Origin of the sequence: Limnohabitans sp. (assembly GCF_030158565.1) — a bacterium.
Taxonomy (GTDB): domain Bacteria; phylum Pseudomonadota; class Gammaproteobacteria; order Burkholderiales; family Burkholderiaceae_C; genus Limnohabitans_A.
The window spans coordinates 21,909-32,558 of record NZ_JAOASQ010000024.1 but is presented as its reverse complement, the minus strand read 5'-3'; the positions used below and the strand labels follow the sequence as shown (position 1 = coordinate 32,558).

The 10,650-nt window shown below is 59.9% G+C and carries 10 protein-coding genes; 6 read left to right on the top strand and 4 right to left on the bottom strand.

Going from position 1 to position 10,650, the window contains the following annotated elements:
* Nucleotides 1-57: 57 nt before the first annotated feature.
* From Q1W40_RS04825 to Q1W40_RS04815, 3 genes are all read right to left on the bottom strand, one after another.
* Nucleotides 58-1,215: a class I SAM-dependent methyltransferase gene (locus Q1W40_RS04825; protein ID WP_300709454.1), complete on the bottom strand. Its 1,158-nt coding sequence runs from the start codon at nt 1,213-1,215 to the stop codon at nt 58-60.
* On the bottom strand, nt 1,212-2,006 hold the full coding sequence (locus tag Q1W40_RS04820; protein WP_300709452.1) for an HAD-IIB family hydrolase: 795 nt from the start codon (nt 2,004-2,006) through the stop codon (nt 1,212-1,214). The genes Q1W40_RS04825 and Q1W40_RS04820 overlap by 4 nt, the downstream gene beginning before the upstream one ends.
* A 92-nt stretch (nt 2,007-2,098) precedes the next feature.
* On the bottom strand, nt 2,099-3,295 hold the full coding sequence (locus tag Q1W40_RS04815) for an SPOR domain-containing protein (RefSeq protein ID WP_300709451.1): 1,197 nt from the start codon (nt 3,293-3,295) through the stop codon (nt 2,099-2,101).
* Between the two features lie 189 nt (nt 3,296-3,484).
* Between Q1W40_RS04815 and Q1W40_RS04810 the strand changes: the two genes are divergently transcribed.
* The 6 genes from Q1W40_RS04810 to Q1W40_RS04785 all read left to right on the top strand — a co-directional run bounded on the left by Q1W40_RS04810 (nt 3,485) and on the right by Q1W40_RS04785 (nt 9,273).
* Nucleotides 3,485-4,486, top strand: a complete 1,002-nt coding sequence (locus tag Q1W40_RS04810; RefSeq protein ID WP_300709449.1) for a tripartite tricarboxylate transporter substrate binding protein — start codon at nt 3,485-3,487, stop codon at nt 4,484-4,486.
* A gap of 429 nt (nt 4,487-4,915) precedes the next feature.
* Nucleotides 4,916-5,197, top strand: a complete 282-nt coding sequence (locus tag Q1W40_RS04805) for a type II toxin-antitoxin system RelE/ParE family toxin (RefSeq protein ID WP_300709447.1) — start codon at nt 4,916-4,918, stop codon at nt 5,195-5,197.
* Between the two features lie 59 nt (nt 5,198-5,256).
* Complete coding sequence (locus tag Q1W40_RS04800; protein ID WP_300709445.1) at nt 5,257-5,595, top strand: XRE family transcriptional regulator; 339 nt, start codon at nt 5,257-5,259, stop codon at nt 5,593-5,595.
* A gap of 392 nt (nt 5,596-5,987) precedes the next feature.
* A complete protein-coding gene (locus Q1W40_RS04795) occupies nt 5,988-6,272 on the top strand; it encodes a GIY-YIG nuclease family protein (protein WP_108326743.1) in 285 nt (94 codons plus the stop codon).
* A gap of 464 nt (nt 6,273-6,736) precedes the next feature.
* Nucleotides 6,737-7,726, top strand: coding sequence for an SLBB domain-containing protein (locus Q1W40_RS04790; protein WP_300709443.1), 990 nt, complete (start codon nt 6,737-6,739; stop codon nt 7,724-7,726).
* 158 nt (nt 7,727-7,884) lie between these two features.
* Entirely contained in the window at nt 7,885-9,273 is a 1,389-nt protein-coding gene (locus Q1W40_RS04785) for an RNA-binding domain-containing protein (RefSeq protein WP_300709441.1), read from the top strand.
* On the opposite strand, the gene Q1W40_RS04780 is transcribed toward Q1W40_RS04785, so the two are convergent.
* A complete protein-coding gene (locus Q1W40_RS04780) occupies nt 9,270-10,646 on the bottom strand; it encodes an ABC transporter transmembrane domain-containing protein (RefSeq protein ID WP_300709439.1) in 1,377 nt (458 codons plus the stop codon). The two genes, Q1W40_RS04785 and Q1W40_RS04780, sit on opposite strands and share 4 nt — an antisense overlap.
* Nucleotides 10,647-10,650: the final 4 nt, after the last annotated feature.

The following is a 10,650-nucleotide window of genomic DNA, read 5'->3' as shown; positions in this document are numbered from 1 at the left end:
TCCATGTCTGTCCCCTTGTGTCATCCCGGACTAGATCCGGGATCCATGCCCGCTGGACTACAGGCTTCCCAAGCGCCACAGCGAAGTCACCTCCGCCGCCCGTGCCGCATGCAGCGGGTCTGATGCGTCCTGCGCTTTGCCGTGCACGGGCTTCACGTCCATGCGGCCCAGCACCTGCAGGCCTGCGTCGGCGATCCAGCCCAGCAAGGCTTCGCGGGTGCGCAAGCCCAAATGCTCGGCCAGGTCCGACAGGATCAGCCAGCCTTCACCGCCTTCGCACAGGTGCGCTTTCAAGCCGCCCAAAAAGCCCTTGAGCATCTGGCTGCCTTCGTCGTAGACGGCCTGCTCCAGCACCGAGGTGGGGCGGGCCGGCAACCACGGTGGGTTGCACACCACCAGCGCGGCTTGGCCGGGCGGGAACAAATCGGCTTGCAGCAGCTGCACCTGGTTTTGCAGGCCCAGGCGTTGCAGGTTGTCGCGGGCGCAGGCCAGCGCACGCTCGGCCATGTCGGTGGCCACCACTTGGCTTGCCCCCCGCCGCGCCAGCACGGCCGACAGCACGCCGGTGCCCACGCCAATGTCAAAAGCCACCGAGTGTTCTTTCAGGGCCGCAGGCAGTGGCGCCTTCGTCACCAAGGCCACATACTCGCCGCGCACCGGCGAGAACACGCCGTAATGAGGGTGGATGCGCAGGCCTTCGCCCAATGCGGGCACTTCGACGCCGTTTTTGCGCCACTCAAAAGCACCGATCACGCCCTGCAAGGCGCGCAGCGAGATCACCGAAGACTGCCCATTGGCGGGGCCAAAGGCTTGCGCACACGCTTGCTTGGCATCGGGTGCGCGGCGCAGCGTGATGCCGTAGTCGCCGTTCAACTCGATCAGGATCTGGCTCAGCACACGCGTGCGCTGGGCTTGCGCCTGGCGGTGGGTGTGAAAAGCCGCGCCGGGCACAGGCGCGGTTGCATCGGCTTTTTTGCGTTTGACTTTTTGTGGCTTGTCGATGCGCCGTGCCATCGCTTGCAGCAATTGGCGGGCGTTTTGAAAGTCGCCGCGCCACAGCAAGCCCGTGCCCTCGCAAGCCAGACGGTAAGCCGCATCGGCGGTCAAGGTGTCGTCGGCCAGCACCACGCGGGCGGGCAAGTTTTGGTCAGAGCGCCACAGAGCCGAGCGTTCGTTGTCTTTTTCAGACCAAGTCAAAAGGGTGGGGGTGTTCATGTGTGTGCGATGCCGTTCAGCAGGTGTTGTGCCAATTCGGCAAAGCCCGCACCACGTTCACCGGTGGTGATGTAGCGGGGAGGGTGTGTCAGCTGCGCTTCAAAGCGCCGGATGTTGGCCACGCCCACGCTGTGCGGGAAGCGTTCAAACATCACTTGGTCATTGGTGGAGTCTCCCACATAAACCCAGCGCTCGATCTCGGTGTCCAGATCGCGGCCCCATAGTTCGCGCACGATCCAGCGTGCGCCCGAAAGCTTGCTGTGCTCGCCAAACCAGCCGTTGATGTGGATGCTGCTCACGGTGGCGCTCATGCCTTCGCTGCGCATGATCTGCACCACCGCGTCGATGGCGCTTTGCGGCAGGTGGCTGAACTCGCTGTGGTCGATGGCGATGTCGGTCTCGCGGCCCGCATGGTCTTGCGACAACTGTGCACCGGGCACCTCGCGCAGCACGCGTTGGCCAACAGCCTGCATGCGCGCCAAGTTGCGCTCACGTGTGGCGGCGTCTTGCTGGTAAATCTTGCGCAGCCCATGCGCCGGGGTGGCAAGCAAACCCACCGCGCCGTTTTCGGCCACGATCGCGTCCACCGGCCAGCGGTTCACAAAAGGCGCGCTCCAGCCCACCGGGCGACCGGTGATCGGCACCACCTGCAAGCCAGCGGCTTTCAGGTCGGCCAGAGCCTGCAAGGCATTGGGCGTGATGGCGCCTTCGGTGGTCAGGGTGTCGTCGATGTCGGTGAACACGCCGATGGGGCGCAGGCCGCGTGTGGACCAAGAGGGGAGTTTCAGCATGGTGAAGGCTTCAGGTCAAACGACAACAAGTGGCTGACCCGGGTTGAATGGACGGCGCCGCTGAAGCGCCGGTCCATTTTGCCTCAATGCCTTCAGGGCGCGGAGGCCACCAGTGGCTTGAGTTTGTCGGTGGCCCGGATGCGCGTGCTCGACTTCCAGTCCAGCCGCGACACATAGGTCTTGGCCCGATCTTCCGAGCGGAACGGACCCGTCACCACGCTGTATTGCCATTCGTCTGCGTTGGGTGCTTTGCGCACGGCAATGATGCGTGCCGTGCCCAGCTCCTTGTATTTGGCCTTGAGTTTTTGGGCCTGCTCTGCGCTGCTGAACGTGCCGTGCTCAACCACCAGCGTGTCGGCGGGCAGTGCCTTGAGCCAGCGGCCGCCTGTGCGTGCCACTTCGGGCAGGGCCTTGCGGACAGCCGTGGGCGCGGCCATTGGGGCCGGTACGGCTTGGGGCGCTGCGCTGGCCTTTTGAGGAGCCTCTGGCTTGGCCACTTCCGGCGCAGCAGCCTTGGGGCCGGCGGGTGCTGCAAGGGCAGCGGCCTCACTGGCCGCCACGGCAGCAGGTGCAGCGGCGCTCTCAGATGCCGCACTTGCCGCAGCCTGTTCAGGGGCGCGGGTGTCCGGTCCTGACGGTGCAGGGGTGGATGTCGACCACCAAGCCAGTGCGGCCAAAACAACGGCCCCCGCCAAACCTGCAGCGACCTTCATGTTCTGACCTGTGCCATATGCCGGCCAATGCATCGCCGCGCTGGCGGCCTGAGGCATGTCGCGGGTCTCAGTGAGTGCATCGTCCAGGGGGTCTGGCGTCATGTTGGGCGCATCGGCTGCGGCACCCTGCAGAGGCGTTGCATCCAGATCCAGCAAGAGGCTTTCGCTGTTGGCATGGTCTTCCCACGCTTGCAGTGGGCGATTGCTCAGCCAGATCACCCGGAAGGGCAGGGCAGGGAACAACTCAATCAGTCGGAAAATGATCGATTGTTGCTCCGCCGAAAGTCGCTCGGCTTCGTCGATCACCCAAATGTGAATCGGGCCCAGCTTGTCCGTCGGCTTGGCCTGCTGCTCCAGGTAAGGCGCGACGGCTTGGTTGAGCCGGCTGATCAGACTCAGAAACTCGTTGCCGTTGTATTTGTCGATCTGTACCTGGGCATCCAGGGTCTTCGCACTGGCCAGGACCCGGTGCGAAAAAGCCTTCAGGGTGGTGGCGTCCTGGCTAACCAGACCCAAGCTGCGCACATCCTCCATCAAATCCTGAGCCAGGTCGATCGGTGAGTCAAAGAGGGTCATGTGTGCAAGCTCCGGGGCAACAGATGGCGTTAGAAGATTTGAGGCTTTCCATTGTAGAGTCTACAAAAGAAGTCTTTTGAGGCGGCGAGCATGCTCGCAATCCCTGATGCGCTTGATTGCACGGGTGACATGCTTTTGGCCAGTCGCATGGCATCATGTGACCCATTAAATCAACAAATGGAGTCAAGCATGCACCCCCTCAATCGCCGCACCGTCTTGAGCGCTGTTGCCGCACTGGCCTTGTCGCTTGGCAGCTTCACGGCATCTGCCCAGACCACCTGGCCCACCAAACCCGTCAAGATCGTGGTGCCCTTTGCGCCCGGTGGCACCACCGACATCCTGGCCCGAGCCATCGCCCCTGACCTGTCCAAAGCCTTTGGCCAACAGTTCGTGATCGAGAACAAAGGCGGCGCAGGCGGCAACCTGGGCGCCGAAATCGTGGCCAAGTCGGCAGGCGACGGCTACACCCTGCTCATGGGCACCGTGGGCACGCACGGCATCAACCGCGCCTTGTATGCCAAGCTGCCCTACGACCCCTTCAAGGACTTCGCGCCCATCACGCTCGTCGCGGGTGTGCCCAACGTGATGGTGATCAATGCCGAAAAAGCCGTCGCCAACAAGATCAACAACGTCAACGACTTCGTCAAATACGCCAAAGCCAACCCCGGCAAGCTCAACATGGCCTCCAGTGGCAATGGCACCTCCATTCACCTGGCGGGCGAATTGTTCAAGTCCAAGACCGGTATTTTCATGGCCCACATTCCCTATCGGGGTTCGGGTCCCGCCCTGCTGGACTTGTCGGGCGGCAACATGGACGTGATGTTTGACAACCTGCCCTCCGCCATCCCGCTGATCAAAGGCGGCAAACTCAAGGCCCTGGCCGTGACCAGCGCGCAACGCTCTGCGGCCATGCCCGAGCTGCCCACCATCGAAGAAGCAGCTGGCCTCAAAGGTTTTGAAGCCAGCAGCTGGTTCGGCCTGTTGGCCCCCGCAGGCACACCGCCCGATGTGGTCTCCCGCATCCAGCAAGAAGTGGCCAAGTCCCTGGCCAGCCCCGCCTTGAAAGAGCGCCTGGCCACCTTGGGCGCCATTCCCAGCGGCAACACACCTGCTCAATTTGCAGCGCTCATCGAGAGCGAGCACAAGAAGTGGGCCGAAGTTGTCAAAGTCTCTGGCGCCAAGGTCGATTAACCCCCCCGACTGGAAGGGGCTCAGCGCAAGCCCCCCCGTCTTCAATGTTTAACGTCATCCCGGGCACTTTTAAATGTCATCCCGTGCGCCAGTAAATGTCATCTCGGGCACTTTTAAATGTCATCCCGGGCTTGACCCGGGATCCATGACTTCGAGTGCGCTTCGCGAGGGCTAAAGAGTGGACCCCGGATCAAGTCCGGGGTGACAAATGTGCTTCGCAAGGGCTGAGGAAGTGCGCTTCGCAAGGGCTGTGAAGTGGACCCCGGCTCGGGGGCCGGGGTGACAACTTCCTTATGTCATCCCGTGCGCCAGTAAATGTCATCTCGGGCGCCATTGACTGTCATCCCGGGCTTGACCCGGGATCCATGACTCCCTTTTCAGTTTTGTACAAGTTTTGATACAATTCAGACCGCGCTCAGGGAGACAAAAATGAACAAGCCAATTGATTGGCGGGGGTCTTCGCTCAAGGACATCAAAGATGATGCAGTTTTCAGCGTAGACGCCCGCAAAGAAGCAGGGCATCAACTCAGTCAAGTTCAAGCAGGGTTAGAGCCCGATGACTGGAAGCCATTTGACGCCGTTGGCGCGGGCACCAAAGAGATACGCATCAACTTGGATGATGGCTGGTTCAGGGTCATGTATGTGGCCAAGTTCCCGGAGGCTGTTTATGTGCTGCACTGCTTCAAGAAGAAAACCAGCACGACCAGCTAGCACGACAAAGATATAGCGACCGCACGATACAAGGCGGTCATTCAAGAAAGGAAATTGCAATGACCTCAGCCGTCGGTTCCGCACATAAAACACCGGCAGGTGGTAATGTTTTTGCCGATCTGGGTTTTGAACCTGACCAGGCCAGAGCATTGCAATTGCAATCCAAGCGGATCATTTCAGAAAAGCTGGCCATCAAGGAAGCGTTGATGAGTGAGTTGTCTTTGTGGATCGACCAGAATCAATTAAAGCAAGTGCAGGCCGCACAGATTCTGGGTGTGACGCGTCCCCGTGTCTCGGATGTCATCCATAAAAAAACGGTGAAGTTCACCATCGACGCCCTGGTGGATATGCTGGCCAGAACAGGCAAGCACGTGCGCTTGTCTGTGCAAAGCACTTGAATCAGCCGCTCGAGGTTTAAAAGATAGACCCCGGATCAAGTCCGGGGTGACAACTCCCTAACGTCATCCCGTGCGCCAGTAAATGTCATCCCGTGCGCCAGTAAATGTCATCCCGTGCACCAGTAAATGTCATCCCGGGCACTTTTAAATGTCATCCCGGGCTTGACCCGGGATCCATGACTTCGAGTGCGCTTCGCGAGGGCTAAAAAGTGGACCCCGGATCAAGTCCGGGGTGACAGTTGTTGTGCGGGGTGACAAGCCTCCAACCACTTCTCAAGTTCAAACCACTTCTCAAGTTCAAACCACATCGCAAGCCCGTGGCCGTTACAAACGCTCACGTTTGAGTTTGTCAAAAGGCATGACAAAAGTGGTGGTGGCTTTTAGCCTTGGGCATGGCTTACTTTGTCTACATCCTCGCCAGCCAGCGCCACGGCACGCTTTATGTGGGCGTGACCAACAACCTGGTGCGGCGCATTCATGAGCACCGCGAAAAACTCATTGAGGGTTTCACGTCGCAATACAACGTGACGCGGCTGGTCTGGTTCGATCAAACCGACAGCATCGAAGAAGCCATCACCCACGAAAAACGCCTCAAGCGCTGGCGTCGTGAATGGAAGATCGAGCTGATCGAAAAGACCAATCCGGCTTGGGATGATTTGTACGACGGGATCTTGTGAGGTGTGCGCTGCGCGGGAGAGGGCGTGGACCCCGGCTCGGGGGCCGGGGTGACATTTGTGCTGCGCAAGGGCTATGAAGTGGACCCCGGATCAAGTCCGGGGTGACAGTTGTTGTGCGGGGTGACAGCTGCCTAACGTCACCACGTGCGCCAGTAAATGTCATCCCGGGCTTGACCCGGGATCCATGTTTTTGAGGGCGCTGGCAAGCTTACCGGCACGCCTCAAAAATCACAAAATTAATAATAAAAACGTTGCAAACGTCAAAAGTAACACATATGTAAAAAACGTTAATCAGATAATCACAAATACACTGTTTATTTAATCGTAAGAATTATAAAAAGACGATTCTAATTACATGTTAACCAGTAGAATTCGGCCACTTCACAGCGCCATGCAAGGCGCTGTTTTTGTGCCCATTTCTGGTTCAGCGCAACCACCGGGCACTGCGGTAGCCTGAACGAGTTGTGAACGACGTCAAAAGCCAGCTGACCGAAATCAACTGGGACTACGCCTCCATCGAACGCCTGGACCCCCAAGCCGTCAAAACCACCTTGATCCCCTTCAACCTGGGCAAGGCCATCAAAGACAAAGACCCCGCCAACAACATCGAGCTCATGCCCGGTGACGTGGTCACCATCTTTGGCGTGGACGACATCCCCGTGCCACTGGAAAAGCGCACCCAGTTTGTGCGCCTGGGCGGCGAAGTCAAAGTGCCCGGCATCTACCAAGTCAGCCCCGGCGAAACACTGCCCCAACTGGTGCAACGCGCAGGTGGCCTGAGCCGCGATGCCTATCTGTATGGCACCGTTTTCAGTCGCGAATCCACACGGGTGCAGCAGCAAGAAAACCTCAACCAAGCCATCCGCCGCATGGAAGCCCAAGTGCAGGCCCAAGCCGCCACCACGGTGCAAAACGTCTACGACAAAGACAGCATCAGCAACTCCCAAGCCCAAGCCGCAGGCCAACGCATGATGCTCGAGCGCCTGCGCAACCTCAAGGCCAGTGGCCGCATCGCCCTGGAGATGGACGCCGACCGCCCCGAGCTGCCCGCCCTGACCCTGCAAGACGGCGACAGCATCACCGTGCCCAGCAAGCCCAGCTTTGTGGCCGTGTTTGGCGCTGTGTTGGCCGAGAACTCTTTCATCCACCGCAGCAACGGCACAGTGGCCGACTACATCGATAAAGCCGGCCCCACCCGCGAAGCCGACCTCGAAGCCGCCATGCTCATCCGTGGCGACGGCACCGTCCTGTCCAACCGCGCCCAACGCAGCTGGGTGGGCTTTGGCAACATGAGCTTCATGAACACCCGCCTGCAACCGGGCGACTCCATCTTCATCCCCGAAGTCGTCGACCGCCGCAGCGCCTACACCCAATTCATCCAAGGCGCCAAAGACTGGACCGCCATCCTCTACCAATTCGGCATAGGCGCCGCCGCCCTCAAAACCCTGAAGTAACGTCCAGACCCGTCATTGCGAGGAGCGAAGCGACGTGGCAATCCAGCCCAAGCAGCCCCATCGTCATTGCCCCCCTGACCCGTCATCCCGGGCCGCAAGTCGTCATCCCGGGCTTGACCCGGGATCCAGTCCACGTCGCCGCAATCCACCCCCAACACATGCCCCCAAACCCCCTCCATCACTGGATCGAGTCAGGCGAAACCCAAACGCAGGAATTCAAAACCTCGTTTGACAAAGCCTGCATCGAAACCCTGGTGGCGTTTGCCAACGCCAAGGGCGGCCGCGTGCTCGTGGGCGTGACAGACCGGGGCACCGTGCAAGGTGCCACGCTTGGCAAAGAAAGCCTCAACGAATGGCTGGGCAAAATCAAAGACGCCACCAGCCCGACGTTGATCCCCGACATCCAGGCCCACAGCCTTGACGGCAAAACCATCGTCGAAATCAGCATTGCCGAATACCCGATCAAGCCGGTCAACACACGCGGGCGTTATTACAAACGCATCGCCAGCTCCAACCACGCGCTGAACACCGGTGAAATCGCCGACCTCTACATGCAGGCCCTGCAACTCTCGTGGGATGCTTACGAGGCCCAAGGCCACCGAGCAGAACAACTCTCATCAGAAAAAATCCGTCGCTTCATTCGGCTTGTCAACCAGCACGGACGATTTGAACTCGACGAAACCAACCCCCACGCTGCACTGGAAAAGCTCAACTACCTGAAAAATGGCCAGCCCACCTGGGCCGCCATGCTGTTGTTTGCGCAAGAGCCCCTGCGGCACAACGTCCACATCGGCCGCTTCAAAACGCCCAGCCTGATCATTGACGACCGCCAATTCACCGACACCCTGTTTGAAGTGGTCGAGCAGGCGATGAAATTCATCGTCTCGCACATCAGTGTGGCATTTGAGTTTGACGGCAGCATCCAGCGCAAAGAGCGTTTTGCCTACCCGCTGCCCGCCATGCGCGAAGCGTTGCTCAACGCCGTGGTGCACCGCAGCTACACCGACCCCAGCGACATCCAAATCAAAATCTTTGACGACCAGATCACCATCTTCAGCCCAGGTACCTTTTATGGTGGCCTGACCGTGGCCGAAGTCCAGGCCGACAGCTACCGCTCCAGCCTGCGTAACAAACTGGTGGCCGAAGGCTTCTACCTCGTCAACGCCATCGAAAAATACGGCAGCGGCTTCATCCGCATCCGCAAAGCCCTGCAGGACTACCCGGAAGTCCAGTTCGACATCGCCGAAAAGTTTGGCGGCGTCATGGCCACGTTTTCACTCAAGGCTGAATCACCCCTGGCCGTATCCGATGAGGCAGGGTATGTCGTAGTCAATGAGGGAGTAAGTGGCGGAGTAAGTGGCGGAGTAAGTGGCGGAGTAAATAGTCCAGAAGCCTTGCGCCTGATCGTTGCTGAGTCTCCCGGCTTGAACACAGCAGCACTTGTTGCGCGAAGTGACAAACCGCAGCGAACCATCGAACGCTGGCTCAAACAACTCAAAGACCAAGGTCACATCGAATTCCGTGGCGCCCCCAAAACCGGCGGCTAGTCGCCTCGCACGTTGCTCAGCACAATCGGGTGGTCGATGCCGTGGTGGTCGTCTTGCAGGGCCCACAGCTGTTCCAGCGATTTGAGTGCGGCTTTGGCGTGCGCCCATTGTGTGATCTGGCTGGGCAGTTGGCTGACGGGGGTGAGGATGCGGCCCGACAAAATGGTGCAGGCGATCAGTGCGCCCATGGTCATTTCGCCGTGCGAGACCCACAGCGCACCCATGGCCACCATGAGCACATAAGACAGTTGCTGCATGGCGGCGATCAGGTATTGGTTGTGTTCGCCAAGTTGCCGCATCTGGTTTTCTTCGACCCGGGCTTGGTCCACGTTTTGCATCCAGCGGGTCAGCATGCGCCAGCCGCTTTGCCCGGATTTGATGGTCTCGGCGCCTTCGATGGCTTCCACCAGCAGGCCTGTTTTGCGGTGGCTGGCTTGTTGTGCCTGCACGCCCAGTTGTTCGATGCGGCGGTGTGACCACAGGCCCAGCGCCACCGATGCGGCCAGGAACGCGAGCGGGATCGCTGCCAGCGCGCCACCCAACATGACCACGATGCCGGTGAACACCAGGGCGAAGGGGATTTCCACCAGCCATTGGGTGGCGCTGGCGGTCAGAAACTGGCGGATGGTTTCGTAGCCTCTGAGCTGGGAGGCCAAGGCGCCGACTTTGCGGGGCATTTGGTCAAGCCGAATGGCCAGGAACTTGGCATAGACGGCGCGTGCCAGGTGTTGGTCAACGTGGTCGACCACGTTTTCGTACAGCCGCGAGCGCGTCCATTTGGCCAACAGTTCAAAGCCGGTGGCGCCGATCACGCCCAGCGTCAAGACCCACAGCGTTTGGCTGGCTGAGGTGGGGATGACGCGGTCGTACACCTGCATGCTGTACATCGATGCGGCCAGGGCGACGAGGTTGATCATCACGCTGCCGGCGAGGGCTTCGAGCAGTTCTTTGCGGCGTGTGCCCAGGGCTCTTTTGATTTGCGCCACAACGGGGCTGGCGTCGTTGGATTTTTCAAAACGCAGTTGCGCCACCAGCACGTCGTCGAGCGTGGGCAGTGTGATTTCTTGCCAACCCGATTGGGCTGTGCTCCAGCTCTCCAGCACCCATTGGCCTTGGGCGGCTTGGCTGTGCAAGACGGCCCAGCCGGTTTGCGGGCGATGCACCAGGCAGGGCAGGCATGTGGGGTCGACCTGGCGTGGCTGCGGCCACAGCAAGTGCAATGACGGCCAGTGTTGGGCAAACGCTTGCAGTTGCTTGTGTGGGTCGGTTTGCTTTTGGGCGCTGTCGGTCATGGTGACCAGGACCGCGTTTTTGTCGAGGAATTGGCCTTGTCGTTGTGCCAGGCGCAGCAGTGCGGGGAACAGTGTGATCATGTGT

Bases quoted from the DNA above. Each gene is read 5' to 3' on its own strand.
- Q1W40_RS04815 (WP_300709451.1), bottom strand. From the start codon at position 3,295: ATGACCCTCTTTGACTCACCGATCGACCTGGCTCAGGATTTGATGGAG.
- Q1W40_RS04820 (WP_300709452.1), bottom strand. From the start codon at position 2,006: ATGCTGAAACTCCCCTCTTGGTCCACACGCGGCCTGCGCCCCATCGGC.
- Q1W40_RS04810 (WP_300709449.1), top strand. From the start codon at position 3,485: ATGCACCCCCTCAATCGCCGCACCGTCTTGAGCGCTGTTGCCGCACTG.
- Q1W40_RS04780 (WP_300709439.1), bottom strand. From the start codon at position 10,646: ATGATCACACTGTTCCCCGCACTGCTGCGCCTGGCACAACGACAAGGC.
- Q1W40_RS04805 (WP_300709447.1), top strand. From the start codon at position 4,916: ATGAACAAGCCAATTGATTGGCGGGGGTCTTCGCTCAAGGACATCAAA.
- Q1W40_RS04785 (WP_300709441.1), top strand. From the start codon at position 7,885: ATGCCCCCAAACCCCCTCCATCACTGGATCGAGTCAGGCGAAACCCAA.
- Q1W40_RS04800 (WP_300709445.1), top strand. From the start codon at position 5,257: ATGACCTCAGCCGTCGGTTCCGCACATAAAACACCGGCAGGTGGTAAT.
- Q1W40_RS04825 (WP_300709454.1), bottom strand. From the start codon at position 1,215: ATGAACACCCCCACCCTTTTGACTTGGTCTGAAAAAGACAACGAACGC.
- Q1W40_RS04795 (WP_108326743.1), top strand. From the start codon at position 5,988: ATGGCTTACTTTGTCTACATCCTCGCCAGCCAGCGCCACGGCACGCTT.